We start from the raw sequence: 23,449 nt of genomic DNA, 5'->3' as shown, positions 1-23,449 counted from the left end.
CGAAAAGTAGGGACGCGCCGACTGGTCTGCAATAAACCTGATACTGGTATCATACTGGTATGCCAGGGTCAGACCGAGGACTCCGACCCCTCGAACTCCCCCGCGGCGCCCTCGACCCGGCGTCGGTCCCGCTGTACGAGCGGATCGCGGGCCTGCTCTGGGACGACCTGCGCGCGAACGGCGCGCGCAGCGGCGACCGCCTCCCGTCCGAACGGGTCCTCGCCGAGCGCTACCGCGCCTCCCGCGTGACGATGCGCTCCGCGCTGGCCTTCCTCGCCGAACGCGGTGCCGTGCAGGCCGCGCCCGCCCGCGGCTGGTTCGTCGCGGGCGAGGTGACCGCCGCGACCGCGACCGCCCATGTCGAGGGTTTCGCCGACCACGCCCGCAAACACCGCATTCCGCTCAGCACGCGGGTGCTGCTGTCCCACGTCCGCCCGTGCACGGTCCGGGAGGCCCAACGCCTGCGCATCGCACCGGGCGCCGACCTGTTCGAGATGCGGCGGCTGCGCTCGCTCAACGGGATGGTCGTGACGCTGGAACACAACCGGCTGCCGCTGGCCCTGTGCCCGGACCTGGACACCACGGACTTCACCCAGGCCTCGCTCTACGCCACGCTGCTGACCGCCGACCCGCCCCAGATCCCGCGCCGCGCCGAGTACGCGGTGGAGGCGCGGCCGCCCAACCGCGAGGAGCTCCGGCTGCTGGAACTGGAGGGCACGTCCGTCCCGGTCCTCATGGCGCGCCAGCTCACCTACAGCCAGCACGGCCATCCGCTGGAGCTCACCGACCAGGCCTACCGGGGTGACCGCTACCAGTTCCGCGCCGTCATCACCTAGCCGAGCAGGTCCCAGCGGTTGCCGGCGACGTCGCGGAAGACGGCGAGCCGGCCGTAGGGCTCGGTCCGGGGCTCGGTGACGAACTCGACGCCCATGGCGCGCATGCGTTGGTAGCTGGCGTCGAAGTCGTCGACGCGGAGGAAGAAGCCGACCCGGCCGGCGTGCTGGTCGCCGACCGCGGCGAGCTGCCGCTCGCCGTCGGCGCGGGCGAGCAGGATGCCGGTCTCCGCGCCCGGCGGGCGGACGACCACCCAACGCTTGGGGCGGCCGTCGTTGGTGGTGGCCGGCGAGTCCTCGGCCAGCTCGAAACCCAGGGCCTCGGTGAAGAAGGCGATCGCCTCGTCGTAGTCCTCGACGATGATCGCGGTGAGTTGCAGGAACGCCATGGACGTAACGATGACAGCCCGTGCTCAGTCGGGATGGGACAGGTAGCGGGGGTTGGCCACGGTGAGCCGGTCGGTCACCGTGGCCCGGATGGCGGCCAGCAGCGCCGGGTCCGCGGCGTCGACGGCACCGGCGCGGATGGCGGCCGCGAGCCCGGCCTGGTCGGTCTGCGCCATGGCGGTGAGCCGCTCGTGGTGCCGGCGCCGCTGCTCGGGACCGAGCACCAGCTCCCGCCCGACGATGTCCATGGCGTTGGCGGCCACCCTGGCGAGGAAGCTCAGTCGGCCATCGGTGCCGGCCATCACCTCCTCACGCAGGAACATCGCCACCGCCGCGACGAGGTCCTCGGCCGTCGGCCGGCCGTGCAGGCCAGCCTCCGGTGCCGAGGACGTCCCCGGTTCGGCGGCCGGCTCGGCGGGCAACCCGAGCGCGAGCAGCAGGTCGTGCTCCTGTTCGCACACGCGCCTGCCGACCGCGGCGAGCTCGACCGACGGCGTCGCCCCGGACAGGTGCCGCTCGGCCAGCTCCCGGCAGCCGACCGCCCACCACGCGGTGCCGTAGATCTGCCACCAGCGCACGGCTTCCGCGTCCGGCCGCTCCCCCGCGACCTCGGCATAACCGTCGAGCAACTGCTCGACGGTACCGAACCCGCCGGCCGGCAGCGCGGACCCGAAACGCCAGCACTTGACGCACAACCACCCGAGGTCCTCCCTCGGGTCGCCGAGGTGGACCAGCTCCCAGTCCAGCACCGCGCGCAGGCCGCGCTGGTCGACGATGAGGTTGCCGGTGCGGAAGTCCCCGTGCACCACGGTCGGCGGCACGGCCGCCGGGCGGTGGTCGGCCAACCACCGCAGCGCGACCTCGATCACCGGCAGTGGCTCGCCGAGCGCGTCGTAGGTCTGGCGCAGGCTCTCCAGTGGCTCGACGGCGGCCAGCCCCGGCACGGTGTCGACCGGAATGGCGTGGATGCCGGCCAGCGTCCGGCCCAGTTCGGCCGCGAGCCCGCTCCTGGCCCGCGCGAATCCCGGGTCGCGCAGCAGCTTGCGGGGGATCGTCTCACCGTCGACGTGCTCGGTGATCAGGTACGGGGCGCCGAGCGGCCGCGGATCGCTGTCCGCGTCGACCAACGAGGGCACCGCGACGCCGGCGCGCGCGGCCGCCGCGATGGCGGCCGCCTCCCTGGCCATCCCCTCGGCGCGGGCATCGCCGGGCGGATCCCGCCGCAACACCAGCCGTCGCGGCGGGCGCCCCTCGGCGAGCACGCGGAACGACCACGTCTCCCGGCTCGCGCCACCGGTGAGCCTGCGCAGGTCGTCGATGTCGACCGGGTGGCCGAGGACGCCGCCGAGCCGCCGCCCGAGCAGCCCGGCCAGCTCGCCGGTGCCCCCTTGGCCGTGAAGGTCAACCATGACGCCGTTCTCCCGCCGGGTGTCGTTGTCCGTCCACAGTCGACACTCAGGGGTCGACCGCGCGCTTCCCCGGTCCGGCGAAGCCGAACAGGTAGCCGGCCACCTTCCTGATCTGGACCTCCTCGGCGCCCTCGGTGATCCGGTACCGGCGGTGGTGGCGATAGATGTGCTCGAAGGGCGTGTGCCGGGTGTAGCCGAGACCGCCGTGCACCTGCATCGCGCGGTCGGCGGCCTCGCACACCAGGCGGTTGGCCCGGTAGTTGCACATCGAGACCTTGTCGCTGATCTCCAGGTGGGGCACGCGGTCCAGTTCCCAGGCGGTCTTGCGCACCAGGCCACGCACCAGCTCCGCCTCGGTCTGCAACTCCACCAACGGCCACTGGATCGCCTGCCGGGTGGCCAGCGGTTGGCCGAAGGTGTGGCGCCGCCGCGCGTAGTCCACGCTCCGGTCGACGCAGTACTGGGCAGCGCCGACGCTGGCGGCCGCCTGCCGGATCCGGTTCTCGTGCACGAACATCTGCGCCACGGCCAGCCCGAGGCCCACCTCGCCGAAGACCGCCGTGCCGGCCACCCGAACGTCGCGCAGGACGACCTCCGCGTGATCGGTCGGCATGTTCATCGTCCACCAGTGGAAGTCGACGGAGAATCCCGGGCTGTCCGTGGGGACGATGAACGCCGTGATACCGCGTGCGTCCCCCGGCTCGCCGGAGGTCCTGGCGAACACGACGTCGTGGGTGGCCGAGTGCATGCCCGAGTTGAACCGCTTGGCGCCGTTGATGACCCAGTCGTCACCGGCCCTGGTCGCCGTGGTCTCCATCCAGGTCGCGTCGCTGCCGTGGTCCGGCTCCGTCAGCCCGAACCCGACCCGCTTTGTGCGGTTCAGCATCGGCTCCAGGAACTCCTCCCGCTGCGCGGCCGTGCCGTAGGCCAACATCATGTGCACGAACGGGAAGTTGCCGACCACCGACGACTCGTTCTGCAGGTCGTTGTGCAGCCCGAGCCCCTTGTGCGCCAGGTGTTCGCGCATCACGGCGAGGTCGAGGTTGCTGCCGTCGGAGCCGCCGACCTCCCCTGGCAGGCCGTACCGCATCCACCCGGCGGCGTCCGCGCGGCGATACATCTCACCGAGCAGTTCCTCCCATTCCGGCCGGGGCACTCCCCCGTTCTCGAAGTCGGTCCTGGCGTACTCCCGGCGGTGATCGAAGAACCGGTCGTTGTCGTTCTCCCGTTGCAGCGGGGTGATCTCCCGCTCGATGAAGGCGTCGAGTTCGGTGAGCCGCCGGACCAGCTCGGCGGGAAGTTCGAAGTCCACTCGCCCTCCTCAACGATCGCGCGGTGAGCACGGCACCGAGAATGGCACCCCGACCGGTGTCCGCGGAAGGGTGAGCTGGATCGTTGGGACACAAGGGAATCTCGAAACGGGGATGATGATCACGCGCTCCGTCGTGCCCCCTATCATGGCGCCGTCCCACTCCCCCACCCCGCGAACGCCATCGCTCCCGAAAGGGGTCCGCCGCCATGTCCGAGATCACCAACACCTACCTCGACCACGCCAGGAACGACGACGCCACACCCGATGCGCAGGCCGCGGCCACCGCCCCGATCGTCACCGACACCACCACGATCGACGCCGAGACGGAACCGGCCACCGACCCCGAAGCCACCAACCCGACCGCAGAGGACGACACCGCCGACGACACCAACGGGGACGCCGCGGACGCCAGCTACAGCGGCAGTGAGGAAGACGGCGAGGAAGACGCCGACGCCCCCGTTCCCGCGACGGCCGGCGAGTCCGGTGACGCACCGGCCGATGTCGAGACCGGCGTGATCGAGCCGGTTGACGCCGCCGCACCGACCGAGCCGGAGGCCGTGGCCGAGCCGGAGGCCACCGATGTCGCCGAGGCCGCCGCAGGCACCGCGCCGGCGACGCGCGGTACGACCACGATCGGCGACGGGGTCGTCTCGACGGTCGTGCGCGTGGTGGCCAGCAAGATCGAGGGCGTGCACCGCCTCGACGAGGAGGACAGTTCGGTCGCGGTCGACGGCGACACCGCCACGATCAGGATCGCGCTGGTGGTCACCTTCGGCCACCCGGTCAGGGCACTGGCCGAGCGGATCCGGATCGACGTGATCGACGCCGTCGAACAGTTCCTCGGCCTCGACGTCGCCGCGGTGGACATCCACGTCAGCGACGTCCACTACCCGGAAACCGCCTGACCAAGGTCGATGCGGACCTGGTCCTCGGCGCACGGCCGCCAGGGACCAGGTTCCCGGGTTCGACCGAGCCCGAGCCACGATGTTGACTCAGCGTGACCTCCCTGGTTCCCCGCCAGCAGTCGCCCTCGCCGAAATCCGCCCGGCCACCCGGCCAGGGCGCGCACGCGCCGACGAACCCCGCCGACATGGGATGATCCGCGCCGCTGACGTGACAGTCCCGAGGCAAGGCCTTTCCCGGGCCCATCGAACCCTCCACACCGAACTGATTCGGCCCACTTACCGCAGACCTCGTTGCTCTCAATGGAGTCTTTTGTGTTTTTCTGACTGACTTTTGTTGACTTATGACGAAAGTTGGCCTCTGCTGTGAGGTAACGCAGTGTCCACGCATCGGAGCGTGGCGCGCGTACGGCCTCCCGAGGGAGAAGGTCCATGCGGCTGTCCGTCGCCCTGCTCGCCGCGGTCACCACGGTGTTGATCATTCCGGTCAGCGCCTCCGCACAACCCGATATCCCGCCACAGGAACCCGGCATCACGATGCGGGTGTTCGACGTGCAGGTCATCCTCGACGACTACTGCACGCTCAAGACCGGCCAGACGCCCAACGTCGACAAGCTCATGCCGACGATCGACTGGACCACCAGCGCCGACTTCGGCCTGACCGACAAGTTCGTCACCGAGGTCAGCGGCTACCTCAACATCGACACCCCTGGTGAGTACCACTTCCGGATCACCAGCGACGACGGCGCCCGGTTGCTGCTCGACGGCGGCACGGTCGTCGACCATCCCGGCCGCCACGGCGCGACCCCCAAGGACGGGTCGACCACGCTCACCTCGGGCCCACACGCGCTGCGCATCGACCACTTCGACGGCGAGTTCGACCAACGCCTCAAACTCGAGTGGCAGCCGCCGGGCGCGGACGGCTTCACGCTCGTGCCAACCAGCGCGCTGAGCACCGACGCGGACGTCACGCGGGTCACCTCGCCGGGACGCAAGGAGTGCGAGGGCGTCACGGACTCCCCCGGCGACGGGCTGCCGCTCAACGACGTGCACCCCGACTACACGCTGACGAACCTGCGCCCGGACGGCTTCGAGCCGCAGGTGACCGGGATGGACTGGCTGCCCGACGGCAGGCTGGCCATCAGCACCTGGGGCGGGGACCGCGAGTCCGTGCTCGGCGAGGTGTACCTCATCGAGAACGTCACCGGGGACACCGACCCCTCCCGGGTGGCTCCCAAGAAGATCGCCACGAACCTCGAGGAGCCGATGGGGCTCAAGTACGTCGACGGCACCATCTACGTGTCCGAGAAGGACGGGCTGACCGCGCTCGTGGACACCAACGGCGACGAGGTCACCGACGAGTACCGGACGATCGCGACCTGGCCGTTCGGTGGGAACTACCACGAGTTCGCGTTCGGCCTGCTCTACGACAAGGGCTACTTCTACGTCACCACCGGCATCGCCATGGTGCCCGGCGGCGCGACCGCCGACCCGCAGCTGGTGCCCAACCGGGGGTCCACCCTCAAAATCAACAAGGACACCGGTGAGGTGTCCTATGTGGCCGGTGGACTGCGCACCCCGAACGGCATCGGCTGGGGTCCGGGCAACGACATCTTCGTCACCGACAACCAGGGCATGTACGTGCCGACCTCGAAGCTGGTGCGGATCAAGCAGGGCGCCTTCTACAACCACCACACCAACCCCGACGGCCCCTACGACGACCAGCCGGTGACCGAGCCCGTGCTCTGGATGCCGCACGGCGAGATCTCCAACTCGCCGAGCAACCCGCTCGTGCTGCCGAACGGGACGTTCAAGGGCCAGCTGGTGTTCGGCGACGTGACCTACGGCGGCCTGCAGCGCGCCTACCTGGAGAAGGTCGGCGGCGAGTACCAGGGCGCGGTGTTCCGGATGACCCAGGGGCTCGAGTCCGGGGTCAGCCGGATCAGCCTCGGCCCGGACGGGGCCATCTACACCGGCGGCATCGGCTGGGAGGGGAACTGGGGCCAGACGGGCAAGCTCAAGTTCGGCCTGCAGAAGCTCTCCTTCGACCAGTCCACCGCGTTCGACATCCACGCCATGAAGGCGATCGACGGCGGCTTCGAGCTGACCTACACCCAGCCCCTGTCCGACGAGACCGCGCAGGACCTCGCCGAGAAGTACCGGGCCGAGCAGTGGCGGTACGTGGCGACCCCGCAGTACGGCGGTCCGAAGATCGACCAGGAGGACGTGACGGTCACCTCGGCGACGCTGTCCGCCGACCGCACGAAGGTGACGCTGAAGCTGGCCGGGCTCAAGCCTGGGCACGTGGTGTACGTGCACTCGCCGCGCCCGTTCTCCTCGGCGTCGGGCGCCGAGCTGTGGAGCACCGAGGCCTGGTACACGCTCAACACGTTGCCCGACGGCACGACGGCACCGCCGGAGTACGAGGCGGAGGCCGCGCAGCTCGCCGGCGGCACCGGGTGGAACACCAACCACACCGGCTACTCCGGCGCGGGTTTCGTCGACCGCAACTGGGAACCCGGGGCGAGCACGACGTTCGCCGTGACCGCGGACAAGGCCGGCCGCCACGACATCAGGCTGCGGTACGCCAACGGCCAGAACAACGACCCGAGCCCGACGCCGAGGTCGATGAGCCTGTACGTCAACGGCACCAAGGTGAAACAGGTCTGGCTGGCCAGCACGGTCGCCTGGAACAGCTGGGCCGACCACGTGGAGACGGTGCCGCTGCGCGCGGGCGCCAACACGATCTCCTATCGCTACGAGGACACCGACCTCGGCCACGTCAATCTCGACAAGATCACGGTGACGCCGGCCAAGCGGACCACCCTGTTCGACGGGACGAACCTGGACGCGTGGGAGACCACGGCGGGCGCCCCGGCGACCTGGCCGGTGGCCGACGGCTCGGTGGAGTCGCTCGGCGGCGACATCCGGACCAGCGAGAAGTACGGCGACTTCCGGATGCACGTCGAGTGGTACGAGCCGGAGTACCCGCCGGAGGTGACCGGCCAGGCACGCGGCAACAGCGGTGTCTACATCCAGGAGCGCTACGAGCTCCAGGTGCTGGAGACCTTCGGCCTGCCACCGGCCAACAACGGCGCGGGTGCCATCTACCTGAAGAAGGCGCCGGACGTGAACGCCGGGCGACCGTCCGGGCAGTGGCAGACCTACGACATCGAGTTCCACGCGGCCAGGTTCGACGCGGCCGGCACCAAGGTGGCGGACGCGCGGGTCACCCTCAGGTGGAACGGCAGGGTGGTGCACAACAACGTGGCCATCGACGGCCCGACGGGGGCAGGCAAGCCGGAGGATCCGGCGCCCGGCCACATCCGGCTCCAGGACCACAATGATCCCGGTGCCAACCCCCGTTTCCGCGACATCTGGATCGAACGCCTGTAGTGGGTCGACCGTCGGCTGCCCGGCCAGTGTGGCCGGGCAGCCGACGGTCGGGTTCAGGCCACGCTGTTCGGCGAGACGGTCCTGGTCACGGCGCGCACCGTGTCGGCGACCTCGGTGACCGCCGCGGCCAGCAGGTCACTCGAATGCCTGGCGAACCCGATGATGAGGCCCGCGGCCGATGTCCGCTCCCGCACGAAGTAGCCGACGCCGCGCACCAGCACCCCACGCTCCGCCGCGGCGGACACCACACTCTGCTCGTTCACCCCGTGCGGCAGGGTGATCATCGCGTGCAACCCGGCGGCGACGCCGGTCGGCCGCGCCTGCGGCAGCTCGTTGGCCAACGCCTTGAGCAGCGCCTCGTGCCGCGCCTGGTACCGCTTGGTGATCACCCGCAGATGCCGGTCGAGCCGGCCGCTGCGGATGAACAGCTCGTAGGCGTGCTGGTCCAATGTGGACGTTCCGAGGTCGTGTTGGTGCCGTACCCGGTTCACCGAGGGCATCCACCGAGGTGGCACCGCCAACCAGCCAAGCCGCATCGCGGGGGCGAGCGTCTTGCTGACCGAACTGCCGTAGACCACGTGGTCGGGCCCCATGCCCTGCATGGCGGGTGGTCGGGGTGCGCGGTCGAACCAGTACTCGCCGTCGTAGTCGTCCTCGATGATCAGCCCGTCCACCCGCCGCGCCCAGTCGAGCAGCTCGGCCCGCCTGCGGGCGGAGAGCACCACCCCGGTCGGGAACTGGTGTGCCGGCGTGACCAGCACGGCCCGTACCCCGCTCGCCAAGAGGGCGGCCACGTCGATCCCCTCGTCGTCCACCGGCACCGGCACACAGAGCAGGCCGGTGCCGGAGATGAACCGGTGCTCGCCGGGATGGCCGGGGTCCTCCACCGCGATCGCCAGGTGACCCTGTTGGCGCAACGTGTGGCACAGCACCGCGAGCCCCTGGGCGAACCCGGCGGTGATCATGACGTGCTCCGGGGTGGTGCGGACCGCCCGCACCCGGCCGAGGTAGGCGGCCAGCTCACGGCGCAACTCGGCGACGCCGGCCACCGCCGGGTACTCGAGCTGGCTGGTGCCCGCCGTCCGCACGACCTCGGCGAGGCAGCTCAGCCATTCCTTGCGGGGAAAGGCACCGGTGTCGGGTAGTCCGGTGCGTAAGTCCCAGCGCACGGGCGGGTCGAGGGCGGGCGCGCCGGCCAGCGGCAGCGCGTCCGGCTCGGCCGAGGACTGCGCCAGGTCCGCCACCCACGTGCCCGACCGGTTGGCCGACGTCAGATACCCTTCGGCGATCAGTTGCTGGTAGGCCTCGACCACGACGCTGCGGGCCAACCGCAGGTCCGCGGCGAGCATGCGCGTGGACGGCAGGCGTACCCCTGGTCGCAGCTCGCCGATCTTGATCTTCTGCCGGATCACGCTTCGCAGCTGCTCACGCAGTGGGTTGCCGGGGTCTCGCCGGAGCGTGACCTGTAGTCGCCACATCTGGTCCTCCCATTCAGGGGTGAACTGGTCTACATCCATCTGGGGCAATCGCGTACTATCTGAACGGGGCGCCGCCATTGAATATGAAAGAGGGGGCCAGTTGGTGCGACAAAATATGGCACCGGAGAATATCAGGGTATTACTCGCGGAGAACCGCATGATAATGCGGATCGGCCTGCGGGAAATTGTCGAGAACACCGCTGATATGTCGGTGGTAGGCGAGGTGGCGGACAGTGTGGCCGCGGTCACCGAAATTCGGCGAACCCAACCCGCCGTCGTTGTCGTCGGGCACCTGCACGACTGCCAGGACTCGGTCCCGGCCACCCGCATGATCACCGCCGGCCACCCCGGGCCGGTTCCCCGTTTCCTCACGGTCATCGACGTACGTGCGGTACCCGCACCCCGGGCACCGCAGGACAGCACCATGAGCCTCCTCCCAAGCAGCGTCCGCCCGGACGAGCTGACCTCGGCGATCCGCATGTTATCCGCCGGTTACTCGATAGTCAGCGAAGACGAGGTCGAGGCCTCGCCGGCACGCTCCGGACGAGCGGCGACGCAGAATATGACCGGCCGCGAGCTGGACGTGCTCCGGCTGCTGGCCAAGGGCTGCACCAATACCGAGATGTCGAAACGGCTCGGACTCAGCGAGAGCACGATAAAGTCTCACGTTCAGAGCCTGCTCAACAAACTGAGCCTGAAAAACCGGGCCTGCGTTGTCATATATGCCTACGAGAAAGGGCTGGTCAAGGTCGGCGAGAATATCGACGGGATGCCGCCGCGATACCGGTTGGCCACCGCGCATGGGTGACCGCATGCCAAGCCCGCGCGGGATGGTGGGGGCCGCCACGGCGATGTTCTGCGTCGGCACCCTCACCGCCGTCTCACCGCAGCTGCACAGCTATCCGGTCTACGGAGGTCAGGCAGTGCGCTACGCCGCCGGCGCGCTGCTGCTGTTCCTCCTGATCCGGCTCAAGGGCCTGCCGAAGGTCCGGTTGACGCGCCGGGACGTGCTGCTCGTGGTGGCGCTGGCCGCCACCGGGCTGGCCGCCTTCAACGTGTTCATCGTGGAGTCCACCCGGCACGCCGAACCGGCGACCGTCGGGACCATCGTGGCCACCGTGCCGATCGTGCTCGCGCTGGTCGTACCGCTGTCGAACAGACAGCGGCCGTCGCCGAGGGTGGTGACGGCCGCGGTGGTGGTCGCCGGTGGCGCCGGACTGACGATCGGGCTCGGCGGCGCGACCCCGCTCGGCGTGCTGCTGGCCATCGGCGCGCTCGCCGGCGAGGTGGGGTTCTCCCTGCTGGCGGTGCCGCTGCTGCCCAAGCTCGGGGCGCTGCGGGTGTCGGCCTACTCGGCGGCGGCGGCCGTCCCGCTGCTGCTGATCGCGGCCCTGCTCGCCGACCCGACCGAGATCCTCCGCGCGCCGAGCGCGACCGAGACGGTCGCGCTCGGCTACCTGGCGGTGGTGGTCACGGCGTTCGCGTTCTACTGCTGGTACGACGCCCTGCCCCGGTTGGGGGCCGACCGTGCCGGGCTGTTCTCCGGTTTCCTCCCGATCGGCACGATCGTCGGGGTGCTGGCGTTGGGCACCGGCACGGTCAGCGGCTCGGACCTGCTCGGGGTGCTGGTGGTCGTCGTCGGGCTGCTGGTCGGGCTGTACGCGCCGGTCAGGTCGTCCGGGCGGGAGCCGGATCTGTCCAGTCCCGCTGATCGGACTGACGAAGCCGTTCCTCGGCGTTCTGACTGATGTGGGCCATCGCCACCCGCAGCACGGGCGGCGCCATCAGTGAGGTGACCACCGCGACCAGCGCGATCACCGTGTACGCCGCGACATCCAGCACGCCCAGACGCAGGCCGACCAACGCCACGATCAGCTCGACGGCACCGCGCGCGTTCAGGCCGGCGCCGATGGCCAGCCCCTCCCAGTGCCCCAGCTTGCCCACCCGCGCCCCGAGGTAGGCCCCGACGAACTTGCCGACGATCGCCACCACCAGCACGACCACGGTGGCGAGCAGGATGCCGGGATCGCCGAGGACGCTGAGGTCCATCCGCAACCCCGCGGTGGCCAGGAAGATCGGTGCCAGCACGCCGAGCACGACCGTGCGCAGCGGAGCGAGGCGTGCCGGGTCGACCAGCCGGCGCGAGCCGAGCAGGATGCCGGCGACGAACCCGCCGAAGACCGGTTCGAGGCCGATCGCGTGGCTGGCGGCGGCGCCGCAGAGCACGATCACCACCGCGGTCGCGATGCTGGGCGCCGGATCCGCCGAGCGGGCCGCGAGCCGCATCGCGTGGCGCACCAACGGTCTGCCGAGCACCGCGGCCAGCACGACGAAGCCGACCAGGAAGGCCACCGACCGGGCGAGCGGTCCGGCCGCGAGGCCGACGGTGGCCATGGCCGAGACCACCGACAGCAGGAACCAGGCGACGATGTCGTTGACCATCCCGGCGATCAGCGTCAACTGGCCGACATCCCGGTGCAGCAACCGCATGTCCGCCAGGGTCTTGGCGATCACCGGGATCGCCGACACCGCCATCGCGACGCCGAAGAACAGCGCGAACACCAGGCGGTCGTGCTGTGCCGGCAACAGTGAGGCCGGTGCCAGGTAGGCCACCCCGATGCCCAGGCCGAGCGGCACCACCAGACCGCCGATGCTCACGCTGGCCGCGACCGCCATTCTGCGCCTGGCCAGCCCCAGGTCGACGTGCGCGCCGGCCACCCCGACCAGCAACAGCACCCCGAGCAGGCCGATCGCGTCGAGCAGGTTGGCCTGCGCGGCGTCGGCCGGGAACAGCCAGTGCTGCACCGACGGGCTCAGCTGGCCGAGCAGGGACGGGCCGAGCAGCACACCGGCGAGCAGTTCGCCGGCCACCGGCGGCAGGTTCAGCCGACCGGCGAGCCGGCCAAGGCCGATGGCCAGCGTCAGCAGGGCGGCCAGCTGCACGAGCAGAATGAGCACCTGGTCGGGGGCGAGCGGCGGGGGCGGGGTCATCCGGCGGTCACCAGCCCGTCGGCCAGCGCCGACAGTCCGCGCCGGTCGATCTTGCCGTTGGCGGTACGGGGAAGCTCGGGGACGGGACGCACCGCGTCGACGATCATGTGCCTGGGCAACCCGGCCGCGCAGTGCTGTTTGACCTCGAGCAGGTTCGGTCCCGCGCCGCCGGTCGCGGGCACGACGAACGCGACCAGCCGGGAGTCCAGACCCGTGCCGGCCAGCACGACGACCGCCTCGTCGATGTCCTGGTGGGTCTGCAGCACCTCCTCGATCTCGCCGATCTCCACGCGGTGGCCGCGCAGCTTGACCATGCCGTCGCGCCGGCCGAGGTACTCGTAGCCGCCGTCGACACGCCGCACGACCCGGTCGCCGGTGCGGTAGGGCTGCCCGTCGGTCGGCGGCCGGCCCCAGTACCCGAGCATCACCGTCGGCCCGGCGACGACCAGCTCGCCCTCCTCGCCGGGTGCCGTGCGCGTGCCGTCGGCCCGCACCGACCACACGCGGTCACCGGAGCAGGCCCGTCCGATCGGCACCGGGCTGGTGCGTTCCGGGGCGAGGTCGGCGTTGGTCACCTCGTGCCAGGTGCACACGTTGGTCTCGGTCGGGCCGTACAGGTTGAGGAACCGGGCGGCCGGCAGGTGGGCGCGCAGCCTGCGCAGATGTCCGATCGGGTACGGCTCGCCGGCGAAGATCACCGCCCGCAGCGCCGGCAGCCGGGCCGCGAGCAGGCCGCCGTCGCGGGCCATCATCACCAGGACCGACGGGACCGAGTACCAGACCGTGATCTCGTTGTCCTCGACGAAGGAGACCAGCAGGCTCGGTGCGTAGGCCAGCTGCGGCGGGATGAGGTGCACCGACGCGCCGGCGCGGAAGGCGACGTAGAGGTCGAGTACGGACAGGTCGAAGTGGAACGGGGCGTGGTTGGCGAACCGGTCGGCCTGGTGGGCACCGAGCTCGCCGGCCATCCAGTCCACAAAGGACAGCGCGTTCCGGTGGGAGACGCAGACGCCCTTCGGCGTTCCCGTCGAGCCGGAGGTGTAGAGGATGTAGGCGAGGTCGTCATCGCCGGTCCCGGGGTCGGGCGGTGGTTCGGCCGGCACGGTCGGCGGCGGGCGCTCGGTCAACAACGCGGCGCGCACGCCGACGGCACGCAGTAGCGCCGCGCGGTCGGGGTCGGTCAGCACCACGCGGGGAGCGCAGTCCCTGATCATCGCCGCCGCCCGGTCGAGGGGATTGAGCGGGTCGATCGGCACATAGGCGGCGCCCAGCCGGAGCACGCCCTGCATCGCGGCGACCGCCTGTACCGACTTGTCCAACCACAGCGCCACCCGGTCGCCTCGGCCGACCCCGGCCTCGGCGAGCATGCTGGCCGCCCGGTTCGCCTCGTCGTCGAGCAGTGCGTAGCTGACCTGCTCGTCGGCGGTCACCACGGCCAGCGCGTCCGGGCTCCGCCGCGCGCTCATGGCCACCAGCTCGTGCAGTCTCACAGGCCCAACTCCTCAGCGATCTGTTCGAGTTGCATCTCGGAGGTTCCGGAGAAGATCGTGCTCGGCAGGGCGTCGCGCAGCTCGCGTTCGATACCGGCGTCCACCCGGACGCCCGCCCCGCCGAAGATCCGCAGTGCGGCCAGCGCGGTGTCCACCGCGCCCTCGCTGACCGCGAGCTTGGCCATCGCGGTGTCCAGCACCGCCCGTTCGCCCCTGTCCAGCCGCCAACATGCCTGCCACAGCAGCAACCTGGCCGACTCGAGGCCCAGTCGCAGACGCGCGATGCGGTGGGAGACGCCCTGGTTGGCGCCGATCTGCCGGCCGAACTGGCGGCGGGTGCTCGCGTGCGCGACGCACCGCTCGATCAGCCGCTCGGCCTGGCCGAGGTAGGCGGCGAACAGACAGGTGCGTTCCCAGCGCATCGAGCTCTGGAAGATCGCGGCACCCCGCCCTTCCGCGCCGATCCGGTCGCCGCCCTCGACCCGGCAGCCGTCCAGCGTGACGGTGCCGGCCGGGCAGGTGCCGAGGCCGAGCTTGGCGAACGGCTCGCTGACGGTCAGCCCGGGGGTGTCCCTACGCACGACGAACGCGCTCAGCCCGAGGTGCCCGAACTCGGGGTCGGTGCTGGCGTAGACCAGGAACACGTCGGCGATCGGGCCGTTGCTCACGAACGTCTTCGTGCCGGTCAGCAGGTAGCCGTCGCCGTCGCGCACGGCCCGCGTGGCCACCGAGGTGACATCCGATCCCGCGCCGTCCTCGGTGATCGCGTTGGCGCCGATCCACTCCCCCGAGCACAGCTTCGGCAGTACCCGCGCGCGCAGTTCCTCGCCGCCGTGTTCGGCGATGGGCATGGCGCAGGCGAACAGGTGGGCCATGGCGGCGAACACCAGCCCCATGTCCTGGCTGCCCCGGCCGAACGCCTCGGCTGCTCTCGCGGTGGTGAGGAAGCCGTGTCCCTGGCCGCCGTACCCGCTCGGCACGCTCAGCCCGACCAGGCCGAGCTCAGCGCACCTTGCCCAGTCGGCACGACTGAGGAACGGTCCGGCCGGGGGTGGCCATTCGCTGGTCCTCTCCACGATCCGCTGGTACGTGCTGACCTGTTCGGCCGACCATTCGAAATCCACGACTGGCGATGCTATGAGTATTGCGCCGGTCCCGTCCTCCACCGATGTGCCGCCATCTTTCGAACACCGTCCTCACCACAAGTGTCAGGTCATTTGGGAGGAGCGAATTCAGCGATTCGACGGAGGTCGACCAGCATGCGTGGTCGCTAGCATCGGCCGTATGTCTGATCCAGAGGTGCTTGACACAATCCGAAAATGGTTGGTGGATCAAGTGTTGAACGCCAGCGTCGACACGATCGAACCGGACGCGCCGCTGCTGGAATGGGGAATTCTCAACTCACTGAGCACCACCCGGCTGGTCGGCTTCATCCGCGACCAGTTCGGGATCGACGTGCCGCCGGAGTCACTGGTCGGCGCCAACTTCAAGGACCTGAACAGCATCACCGCGCTGGTCGTCGGCCTACGCGACGACCGATAAGGAGGCACTGTGTCCGATGTGGACTACGACGTCGGGATCATCGGCGGCGGCCCTGCCGGCTCGACCATCGCCTCGTACCTGTCCATGGCGGGTCTGCGGTGCGTGATCTTCGAGGGCGAGGTCTTCCCGAGACCGCATGTCGGTGAGTCGCTGATCCCGGCCACCACACCGGTACTGGCCGACATCGGCGCGTTGTCGAAGATCGACAACGGTGACCTGACCCGCAAGGGCGAGTTCCCCCGCAAGTACGGCGCGGCCTGGACCTCGGCGGTCTCCGGCGAGATCCCCGATCTCGGATACCAGCTCTCGCACGGGTTCCGCAACGCCGAGATCCAGTTCAACCTGCGTGAGCAGCCCGGCGTGACCCAGGAGTACACCTACCACGTCGACCGGGGGTTGTTCGACCAGTTGCTGTTGCAGCACGCCGAGTCGTTGGGCACCAAGGTCTACCAGGGGGTCCGCGTCGCGCGCGTCCAGTTGGACGACACACCGCCGAAGGTGGTGTTCTCCATGGGACGGCGCGAGGTGTCGGTCCCGGTCGGCATGGTGGTCGATGCCAGCGGCCGGCAGACCTTCCTCGGCCGGCAACTGCGGGTCAAGGTGCCCGACCCGGTCTTCAACCAGTACGCCGTGCACACCTGGTTCGACGGGCTCGACCGGGCGGCGCTGTCGGCGGACAAGGAGCAGACCGACTTCATCTTCATCCACTTCCTGCCGATCACCGACACCTGGGTCTGGCAGATCCCGATCACCGACACGGTCACCAGCGTCGGCGTGGTGACCCAGAAGAAGCACTTCACCGCGGCCAATGCCGACTGGGAGACGTTCTTCTGGGACTACATCGGCAGCCGCCCCGACCTGCGGGACGCGTTGCGCCAGGCGGAGCGGATCCGGCCGTTCAAGCCGGAGGGCGACTACAGCTACGCCATGAAGCAGATCTGCGGCGACAACTGGCTGATGGTCGGCGACGCCGCGCGCTTCGTCGACCCGATCTTCTCCAGCGGGGTCAGCGTCGCCATGAACAGCGCGCGCATCGCGTCGTACGACATCATCGCGGCGGCGGAGAACGGCGGGTTCCGAAAGCAGGCCTTCACCGGGTTCGAGACCAAGATGCGCAACGCGGTCAAGAACTGGTACGAGTTCATCTCCATCTACTACCGGTTGAACGTGCTGTTCACCGCGTTCGTGGCCGACCCCCGCTACCGGATCGACGTACTGAAAATGTTGCAGGGTGACGTGTGGGACGGCTCGGTGCCCGCCGCGCTCACCAAGATGAAGGAAATAACCAAAGAGGTGGAACAGAACCCGGACCACCTGTGGCACAAGCATTTGGGCACGCTGCGCGCACCGACCGCCGACCCGATGTTCTAGGCAGAAGGACCCGTGATGAAGAAATTCGTGCTCAGTGAGCAGGACATGCCCGAGCAGTGGTACAACATCCTGCCGGATCTGCCGACGCCGCTGCCCGGCTACCTACACCCGGAAACACACGAACCACTGCAGGCGGCCGACCTGGAGCAACTGTTGCCGCAGGCGGTGATCGAGCAGGAGTTCTCCCAGGAGCGGTGGATCGACATCCCCGAGCAGGTCCAGGACGTGTACCGGATCTGGCGACCGACCCCGCTGGTCAGGGCCGAACGGCTGGAGCGGGCGCTGGACACCCCGGCCAAGATCTACTTCAAGTACGAGGCGGCCTCTCCCCCCGGCTCGCACAAGCCGAACACCGCGGTGCCGCAGGTCTACTACAACGCCAAGCAGGGCGTGCGCCGGGTGACCACCGAGACCGGCGCCGGCCAGTGGGGCTCGGCGCTGTCGTTCGCCGGCAGCCTGTTCGACGTCGAGGTCACCGTCTACATGGTGGCCGCGTCCTACCAGCAGAAGCCCCACCGCCGGCTGCTCATCCAGAACTGGGGCGCCGAGGTGTTCTCCTCCCCCACCACCCGCACGCAGGCCGGCAGGGACATCCTGGCCAAGGACCCGGAGTCGCCGGGCAGCCTCGGCATCGCGATCAGCGAGGCGGTCGAGGACGCCCTCAGCCGCGACGACACCCGCTTCGCGCTCGGCTCGGCGATGAACCACGTTGTCCTGCACCAGACCGTGCTCGGTCTCGAGGCCAAGCGGCAGTTGGCGATGGCCGGCGACTACCCGGACGTGGTCGTCGGGTGTGTCGGCGGCGGTTCCAACTACTCCGGGCTGGCCTTCCCGTTCATGGCCGACCGGTTGTCCGGCGAACGGCCGAACACCAGGTTCGTCGCCGCCGAGCCCGCCGCCTGCCCGACGCTGACCCGAGGCGCCTACCGCTACGACTACCCGGACACCGCCGGACTCGGTCCGCTGCTGTACATGCGGACCGTCGGCCACGGCTTCATCCCGCCGCCGATCCACGCCGGCGGGCTGCGCTTCCACGGCGACGCGCCGACGCTGTGCCTGCTGCACGACCAGGGTTACGTCGAGGCGCGGGCCTACCAGCAGAACGAGGTGTTCCGCGAGGCGATCCGGTTCGCCAGGCACGAGGGCTTCGTCATGGCACCGGAGTCCTCGCACGCCCTGCGCGGCGCGGTGCAGGAGGCGATGGCCGCCAAGGAGGCCGGCGAGGCGCGGACGATCCTGTTCGGCTTCTCCGGTCACGGCCACTTCGACCTGGCGGCGTTCGACTCGTTCCTGGCCGGCACGCTCGAGGACTTCGAGATCCCGGCGGGCGAACTCGAGGCGTCGCTCGGCGAACTCCCGAACATCACCGAAAAGGTGTGAGGTGCCAGCATGATTCTCCATGAGGAGGCGCGCCGGTGACGGCGGGAGTCGGCTGGGTGGACGTGCACCACCACAGCTATCACCCGGAGCTGGCGGCCGCGCTGCGCCGGCACGGGATCACCGAGATGGCGCCGGGGGTGCCGGTGCCGACCTGGACCCTCGCCGACTCCCTACGCGTCATGGACGGCAACGGGATCGACGCGGCGGTGCTGTCGGTGCTGCTGCCCGATCCGGTGGCCGCCCTGCCCGGCGGGCAGGGCGGCGAACTGGTCCGGCTGGCCAACGAGCTGTCGGCCTCGGTGGTTCGGGACCGGCCGGACCGGTTCGCCACCCTGCTGACGCTGCCCCTGCCGGACGTGCCGGCGAGCCTGGCCGAGATCGCCCACGGCTTCGACGAGCTCGGCGCGGACGGGGTGGTGGTCAGCGCCGGCCTGCCCGGCGGGCTCTACCTCGGTGATCCCACCTTCGAGCCGGTGCTGGCCGAGCTGGACCGGCGCGCGGCGGTGGTGTTCCTGCATCCCAACCCCTCCAGCCGGTGTTCCTGCAGAGGGGGACCGGAGCTGACCTCGCGGGTTCCGCCGCCGCTCGTCGAGTTCGTCATGGACACCACGCGCGCGGTGGCCCAGCTGGTGTTCTCCGGCGCGCTGCGGCGGTATCCGAGGCTGCGGGTGGTGCTGGCACACGCCGGCGGCACCATCCCGTACCTGTCCTGGCGACTGGAGCTGGCCAGTACGTGGGTACTCGCCGGCCGGGACGGCGGTTCCGAGGACGTCGGCGCGCAGCTCGCCGGGCTCTACTACGAGACGGCGCAGTCCGCCGGCGCCGGCGCGCTGGCGTGCCTGCGCGCGGTCACCGACGACGCGCACATCCTGTTCGGCACGGACTTCCCGTTCATGACCGACCCGGTGGTGGCCGCGACCCGCCGCCGGATCGGCGAGGCTCCCGGGCTGGACCAGAACCTGGTCGGCCGGGACAACGTGCTCGCGCTGTTCCCCCGGCTGGCGGCCGAGCTCGAGGTGGGGCAGCGTGCGCCATCTTGAGGACTTCCAGGTCGGCGACGTGTTCGAGTTGGGCAGCCGGTCGGTCTCCGCCGCCGAGATCGTCGAGTTCGCCACCCAGTTCGACCCACAGCCACGCCATCTCGGCGGCGACCAGGACGACGACCTGATCGCCAGCGGCTGGCACATCGCGGCGATTCTCATGCGCCTCTACGTCGACGCCGTACTGCGCGACAGTGCGGTGGAGGTCTCCCCCGGGGTGGACGAGCTGCGCTGGCTGCGACCGGTCCGGCCGGGGGACGTGCTGACCGGCCGGATCACCGTTCTCGGGGTCACGCCGTCGCTGTCCCGCCCCGACTGCGGCATTCTCCGTTCCCGCGCCGAGCTCACCACGGCGGGCGCCCTCCCGATTCTGCACGCCACGCTCTACGGCCTGATGCGCAAAGGTTGACTCACGGTCGTTGCGAGGTCACCCGAAACTAGGTTACGGTGACTTAGGTGTGGATCGAGATCCTGCTGCTCTCCCGGCTCGCCAAGGAGCCGATGCATGGTTACGAGCTGCGCAAAGCGGTGGAGGCCTCGGCCGGGCGTGCCCTGTCGAACAACTCGCTCTATCCGACGCTGCGGCGGTTCGTCGACGCCGCGGCCGTGACCCGTAGCGCGGAGGAGCAGCAGGCCAAACCGCCCCGGCACGTGTACACGATCACCGAGGTCGGCCGGGAACTGTTGCACGACATGCTCGCCGACTTCCCGGAGGAGCTGGCCCTCAACGACGAGGAGTTCCTCGCCAGAGTGGGGAACTTCAGCTGGCTGCGGCCAGACGAACGCGCCGAGGTGCTCGACACCCGCGACCGCGCGATCGCCGCCGAGGCCGCCCGGTTGGCGGCCATCGCCGCGCGGCAGGCCGATTCCTGGAGCCGCGCGGTGCTGGCGCGGGTCGGTCGCACGCTCACCGAGGAACGAACCTGGCTGGACACTCTTCGCCAAATGGAGGAACCTGGATGACCGCCGCTGAGACCACCACTCCGGAGACCGACGCGCCCCGGCTGCCCTTCGACCGGCGCAACGCGCTGGAGATCGCGCCCCTGTACGCCAAGCTGCGCAGCCGGTCGCCGATCTCCAGGGTGGTCACGCCGGCCGGTGACCTCGCCTGGTTGGTGACCTCCTACGACAACGTCCGCGAGGTCTTCCGGGACAACCGGTTCGGCCGTTCCCATCCCGCGCCGGAACAGGCGGCCCGCATCTCGCGGGCGGCACTGCAGTCGGGGCCGAGCGGGAACTACGACACCGAGGAACACGAGCACAGGCGGATGCGCCGCATGCTCGCGCCCGCGTTCTCCGCCCACCGGATGCGCGCGTTGACCGAGCACATCGACGAGCTCACCCAGCGCTGCCTCGACGACATGGCCGCCGCGAACGCCGCGCGCCCCGGTGAGCCGGTCGACCTGACCGAACTGCTGGCTTTTCCGTTGCCGGTACTGGTGATCTGCGAACTACTCGGCGTGCCGTTCGCTGACCGAGGCCATTTCCGCCAGTTGTCCGAACGCATCGCGCTGCTCGACGGCGGCGCCGACGGCGAGGCGGCGATGGCGGAGTTCATGGCCTACACCGCGAACCTGGCGGCGGTGAAACGTCAGGACCCGCAACCGGATGTGGTCACCGACATGGTCACGGTGCAGGCCGAGGACCCGACCTTCACCGACGAGGACCTGTCCCGGCTGGCCGCCGGCCTGCTGTTCGCCGGCCACGAGACCACCTCGACCCGGATCGCGCTCGGCACCCTGTTCCTGCTCAGTGACACCAGCAGGCGCGACCGGTTCGTCGCCGACCCGGACGGGCAGGTGCAGCCGACCGTCGAGGAGATCCTGCGGCTGTCGGCCACCAGCTCCACCGGCGGCCTGCTGCGCTACGCCCACGATGACGTCGAGATCGGTGGCGTGCGCATCGCCAGGGGCGACGCCGTACTGGTCTCCGTCGACGCCGCGAACCAGGACGCGGCCGCCTTCCCCGACCCGAACACGTTCACCGCCGACCGCTCCCCCAACGTGCACGTCGCCTTCGGTCACGGCGCCCATGTGTGCATCGGCGCGAACCTCGCCCGCATCGAGCTGCGGACGGTGTTCCCCGCGCTGTTCGGCCGCTTCCCGACGATGCGCCTCGCCGTCGATGTGGACGACATCGGCGTACGCACCAACCGGATCGCCGGCGGGGTCGAGAGCGTGCCCGTCCTACTCTGAGGCGGTACCCGGGTCGGAAGTGGCCGGGCAGCGCACGTCGTGCCGGGGCAGCCGGCCGGTGGTGAGGTAGCCGCCGGCCGTCTGCTCGACACAGGTGTTGGGGTACTCGCCGAGCACCGCGTGGTGGCTGACCGGCACGGTCACCAGCCGCGACCGGGGCAGCAGCGTGCGGGTGGCCAGGGCGCCCGCGTAGGGCGTCGCCGGGTCGCCGGTGGAGTTGATCAGCAGCAGGGAGACCTGGCCGCCGGTCGCCGAGGGCAGCGGCTCGCGCGGGACCGCCGGCCAGAACGCGCACGGCGAGATGCTCGACATGGCCGGCCCGAGGAACGGGTAGGCGGCGCTGTCGGCCGCGAACTCCCGCCGGTACCGCTCGACGTCGCGCGGAAAGGCGCGGTCACCACACTTGACCAGCCAGAAGACGGCGACGAAGTTGTCCGCCGGCGCGCCGGGGGGCGCGGCGTCGGAGCGGAGGCCGGCCAGGAAGGCGATGTCGGCCGGCAGCGGCTGGTGGGCCCGCACCGTGGCGAGGAACCGGCCGAGCAGGGTGAACCGGTTCTCCGCGTACAGCAGCCGGAAGCTGATCGCGCGGAGGTCCGCCGCGGTGAACCGCAACTCCCCGGACGGGATCGGGCTGACCGCCGCCTCGTCGATCAGCGCGTCGAAAGCGCCCCGCACCGCGGTCGGATCCGCGCCAAGTCCGAAGGTCTCGTTCCTGGCCGAGGCGAAGGTGCCGAACAGCCCCAGCATCCGTTCGAAGTTCGGCCCCCACTGGCGGTCGGCCCGCCTGCCCGACCACTCCGGGTGGACGTTGCTGTCCAGGACGAAGCGGTCCACCCGCCGAGGGAACAGCGCGGCGTAGGCGCGGCCGATGGTGGTGCCGTAGGAGTACCCGAGGTAGGACAGCTTCTGCTCGCCGAGTGCCGCCCGGATCCGGTCGACGTCCCTGGCGACGTTCGCCGTGGTCGCGTACGCCAGCACGTCGCCGGCCGACCGCGCGCACTTGGCGGCGATGGACCTGGCCCTGGCCACCTCGGCGTCGAAACCGCCCGGTCCCGGCCAGTGCGCGGTGGTCATCTCCGCCGGCGTGAGGCCGCAGGTGGCCGGCGTTGACCGGCCGACGAACCGAGGGTCCATCCCGATCACGTCGTGCGTCGCGGTCACCTCCGGCTGGCTGGCCAGCAACTGGGGGACGTACTCCGGCATTCCGAGCCCACTGCCGCCGGGGCCGCCAGGGTTGGTCAGCAGCACGCCGCGACGCCGGGCCGGATCCGACGCCGGCAGCCGCGAGATCGCGAGCTCGATGGTCGCGCCGCCCGGATCTCGGTAGTTCAGGGGCACCCGCAGCGTCGCGCACTCCAGCCGGCTGTCCGGGGTGCTGCCGCACGGGCTCCAGACCAGCGACGGTGACTCGGCGGTCGCGGTCGCCGGCACCGCGCCCAGCAGGAGCAGGATCGCCGCCACGGGCGCGATATGACGCAGCACGGCCACAACGTAATAAGGCCCCCGGCCACCGTCAACGGCCCGGCGCGAGGAAAGCGGCACCGCCGTGATTCCACGGCGGGGGTGTCCGAGAGAGAGGGACCGCGGACTGAGTGTGAGCAGGCGTCCGGCGTTCGAACAACTTCGATCAGAATCGTCGGCAAACCACACTCCTTTTGGCACAGTGCGCTCTACCATGCGGAAAGCGGACCGCCGGCCGACGTTGTCGCTGGTGAGACGCGCC

20 protein-coding genes are annotated in these 23,449 nt (G+C 70.3%); 12 read left to right on the top strand and 8 right to left on the bottom strand.

Going from position 1 to position 23,449, the window contains the following annotated elements; translation table 11 throughout:
* The first annotated feature begins 59 nt into the window (after positions 1-59).
* Positions 60-836, top strand: coding sequence for a GntR family transcriptional regulator (locus ACYVIP_RS12560; RefSeq protein ID WP_460395488.1), 777 nt, complete (start codon positions 60-62; stop codon positions 834-836).
* On the opposite strand, the gene ACYVIP_RS12555 is transcribed toward ACYVIP_RS12560, so the two are convergent.
* From ACYVIP_RS12555 to ACYVIP_RS12545, 3 genes are read right to left on the bottom strand one after another with little or no spacing between them, the layout of a single operon-like run.
* Positions 833-1,222 (bottom strand): VOC family protein, encoded by a 390-nt coding sequence (locus ACYVIP_RS12555; protein WP_460395486.1) that lies wholly within the window; start codon positions 1,220-1,222, stop codon positions 833-835. The genes ACYVIP_RS12560 and ACYVIP_RS12555 overlap by 4 nt on opposite strands.
* A 24-nt stretch (positions 1,223-1,246) precedes the next feature.
* The gene (locus tag ACYVIP_RS12550) at positions 1,247-2,629 is read right to left on the bottom strand and encodes a phosphotransferase family protein (protein WP_460395484.1); all 1,383 of its coding nucleotides are present in this window, start codon (positions 2,627-2,629) and stop codon (positions 1,247-1,249) included.
* 46 nt (positions 2,630-2,675) lie between these two features.
* The gene (locus ACYVIP_RS12545) at positions 2,676-3,941 is read right to left on the bottom strand and encodes an acyl-CoA dehydrogenase family protein (RefSeq protein ID WP_460395482.1); all 1,266 of its coding nucleotides are present in this window, start codon (positions 3,939-3,941) and stop codon (positions 2,676-2,678) included.
* A gap of 206 nt (positions 3,942-4,147) precedes the next feature.
* Between ACYVIP_RS12545 and ACYVIP_RS12540 the strand changes: the two genes are divergently transcribed.
* On the top strand, positions 4,148-4,846 hold the full coding sequence (locus ACYVIP_RS12540; RefSeq protein WP_460395480.1) for an Asp23/Gls24 family envelope stress response protein: 699 nt from the start codon (positions 4,148-4,150) through the stop codon (positions 4,844-4,846).
* 429 nt (positions 4,847-5,275) lie between these two features.
* Positions 5,276-8,239 carry a family 16 glycoside hydrolase gene (locus ACYVIP_RS12535; protein ID WP_460395477.1) on the top strand — a complete coding sequence of 988 codons (2,964 nt, stop codon included), beginning with the start codon at positions 5,276-5,278 and terminating at the stop codon, positions 8,237-8,239.
* A 53-nt stretch (positions 8,240-8,292) separates the two neighbouring features.
* On the opposite strand, the gene pdxR is transcribed toward ACYVIP_RS12535, so the two are convergent.
* Positions 8,293-9,756, bottom strand: coding sequence for a MocR-like pyridoxine biosynthesis transcription factor PdxR (gene pdxR, locus ACYVIP_RS12530; protein ID WP_460395475.1), 1,464 nt, complete (start codon positions 9,754-9,756; stop codon positions 8,293-8,295).
* Positions 9,757-9,880: 124 nt separating this feature from the next.
* Between pdxR and ACYVIP_RS12525 the strand changes: the two genes are divergently transcribed.
* Positions 9,881-10,525 (top strand): response regulator transcription factor, encoded by a 645-nt coding sequence (locus tag ACYVIP_RS12525; RefSeq protein WP_460395473.1) that lies wholly within the window; start codon positions 9,881-9,883, stop codon positions 10,523-10,525.
* 4 nt (positions 10,526-10,529) lie between these two features.
* On the top strand, positions 10,530-11,465 hold the full coding sequence (locus tag ACYVIP_RS12520) for a DMT family transporter (protein WP_460395470.1): 936 nt from the start codon (positions 10,530-10,532) through the stop codon (positions 11,463-11,465).
* Here the strand turns inward: ACYVIP_RS12520 and ACYVIP_RS12515 are convergent.
* From ACYVIP_RS12515 to ACYVIP_RS12505, 3 genes are read right to left on the bottom strand one after another with little or no spacing between them, the layout of a single operon-like run.
* Positions 11,386-12,708 (bottom strand): cation:proton antiporter, encoded by a 1,323-nt coding sequence (locus tag ACYVIP_RS12515; protein WP_460395468.1) that lies wholly within the window; start codon positions 12,706-12,708, stop codon positions 11,386-11,388. The two genes, ACYVIP_RS12520 and ACYVIP_RS12515, sit on opposite strands and share 80 nt — an antisense overlap.
* Complete coding sequence (locus ACYVIP_RS12510) at positions 12,705-14,198, bottom strand: amino acid adenylation domain-containing protein (protein WP_460395466.1); 1,494 nt, start codon at positions 14,196-14,198, stop codon at positions 12,705-12,707. The genes ACYVIP_RS12515 and ACYVIP_RS12510 overlap by 4 nt, the downstream gene beginning before the upstream one ends.
* The gene (locus ACYVIP_RS12505) at positions 14,195-15,322 is read right to left on the bottom strand and encodes an acyl-CoA dehydrogenase family protein (RefSeq protein ID WP_460395464.1); all 1,128 of its coding nucleotides are present in this window, start codon (positions 15,320-15,322) and stop codon (positions 14,195-14,197) included. The genes ACYVIP_RS12510 and ACYVIP_RS12505 overlap by 4 nt, the downstream gene beginning before the upstream one ends.
* A 202-nt stretch (positions 15,323-15,524) precedes the next feature.
* Between ACYVIP_RS12505 and ACYVIP_RS12500 the strand changes: the two genes are divergently transcribed.
* Genes ACYVIP_RS12500 through ACYVIP_RS12470 form a run of 7 tightly spaced genes read left to right on the top strand, consistent with a single transcriptional unit; the run spans position 15,525 to position 21,726 of the window.
* Positions 15,525-15,740, top strand: a complete 216-nt coding sequence (locus tag ACYVIP_RS12500) for an acyl carrier protein (RefSeq protein ID WP_460395462.1) — start codon at positions 15,525-15,527, stop codon at positions 15,738-15,740.
* Between the two features lie 9 nt (positions 15,741-15,749).
* Complete coding sequence (locus ACYVIP_RS12495; protein WP_460395460.1) at positions 15,750-17,111, top strand: NAD(P)/FAD-dependent oxidoreductase; 1,362 nt, start codon at positions 15,750-15,752, stop codon at positions 17,109-17,111.
* 15 nt (positions 17,112-17,126) lie between these two features.
* Positions 17,127-18,491, top strand: coding sequence for a TrpB-like pyridoxal phosphate-dependent enzyme (locus ACYVIP_RS12490; RefSeq protein WP_460395458.1), 1,365 nt, complete (start codon positions 17,127-17,129; stop codon positions 18,489-18,491).
* Between the two features lie 35 nt (positions 18,492-18,526).
* Positions 18,527-19,531 (top strand): amidohydrolase family protein, encoded by a 1,005-nt coding sequence (locus tag ACYVIP_RS12485; RefSeq protein WP_460395456.1) that lies wholly within the window; start codon positions 18,527-18,529, stop codon positions 19,529-19,531.
* A complete protein-coding gene (locus ACYVIP_RS12480) occupies positions 19,518-19,940 on the top strand; it encodes a MaoC/PaaZ C-terminal domain-containing protein (RefSeq protein WP_460395454.1) in 423 nt (140 codons plus the stop codon). The genes ACYVIP_RS12485 and ACYVIP_RS12480 overlap by 14 nt, the downstream gene beginning before the upstream one ends.
* A 47-nt stretch (positions 19,941-19,987) precedes the next feature.
* Positions 19,988-20,494: a PadR family transcriptional regulator gene (locus tag ACYVIP_RS12475; RefSeq protein WP_460395452.1), complete on the top strand. Its 507-nt coding sequence runs from the start codon at positions 19,988-19,990 to the stop codon at positions 20,492-20,494.
* Entirely contained in the window at positions 20,491-21,726 is a 1,236-nt protein-coding gene (locus ACYVIP_RS12470; RefSeq protein WP_460395450.1) for a cytochrome P450, read from the top strand. The genes ACYVIP_RS12475 and ACYVIP_RS12470 overlap by 4 nt, the downstream gene beginning before the upstream one ends.
* On the opposite strand, the gene ACYVIP_RS12465 is transcribed toward ACYVIP_RS12470, so the two are convergent.
* Positions 21,718-23,208: an alpha/beta hydrolase gene (locus ACYVIP_RS12465; protein WP_460395448.1), complete on the bottom strand. Its 1,491-nt coding sequence runs from the start codon at positions 23,206-23,208 to the stop codon at positions 21,718-21,720. The two genes, ACYVIP_RS12470 and ACYVIP_RS12465, sit on opposite strands and share 9 nt — an antisense overlap.
* Between the last annotated feature and the right edge of the window lie 241 nt (positions 23,209-23,449).

This window comes from Actinophytocola sediminis, assembly GCF_054779715.1.
Note: the sequence above shows the minus strand (reverse complement) of the source record. Positions and strands in the feature narration are given on the sequence as shown.

Excerpts from the sequence above, each read along its gene's own strand:
- ACYVIP_RS12550 (WP_460395484.1), bottom strand. The coding sequence starts at position 2,629 with ATGGTTGACCTTCACGGCCAAGGGGGCACCGGCGAGCTGGCCGGGCTG.
- ACYVIP_RS12515 (WP_460395468.1), bottom strand. The coding sequence starts at position 12,708 with ATGACCCCGCCCCCGCCGCTCGCCCCCGACCAGGTGCTCATTCTGCTC.
- ACYVIP_RS12535 (WP_460395477.1), top strand. The coding sequence starts at position 5,276 with ATGCGGCTGTCCGTCGCCCTGCTCGCCGCGGTCACCACGGTGTTGATC.
- ACYVIP_RS12560 (WP_460395488.1), top strand. The coding sequence starts at position 60 with ATGCCAGGGTCAGACCGAGGACTCCGACCCCTCGAACTCCCCCGCGGC.
- ACYVIP_RS12525 (WP_460395473.1), top strand. The coding sequence starts at position 9,881 with ATGCGGATCGGCCTGCGGGAAATTGTCGAGAACACCGCTGATATGTCG.
- ACYVIP_RS12540 (WP_460395480.1), top strand. The coding sequence starts at position 4,148 with ATGTCCGAGATCACCAACACCTACCTCGACCACGCCAGGAACGACGAC.
- ACYVIP_RS12490 (WP_460395458.1), top strand. The coding sequence starts at position 17,127 with ATGAAGAAATTCGTGCTCAGTGAGCAGGACATGCCCGAGCAGTGGTAC.
- ACYVIP_RS12470 (WP_460395450.1), top strand. The coding sequence starts at position 20,491 with ATGACCGCCGCTGAGACCACCACTCCGGAGACCGACGCGCCCCGGCTG.
- pdxR (WP_460395475.1), bottom strand. The coding sequence starts at position 9,756 with ATGGATGTAGACCAGTTCACCCCTGAATGGGAGGACCAGATGTGGCGA.
- ACYVIP_RS12520 (WP_460395470.1), top strand. The coding sequence starts at position 10,530 with ATGCCAAGCCCGCGCGGGATGGTGGGGGCCGCCACGGCGATGTTCTGC.
- ACYVIP_RS12555 (WP_460395486.1), bottom strand. The coding sequence starts at position 1,222 with ATGGCGTTCCTGCAACTCACCGCGATCATCGTCGAGGACTACGACGAG.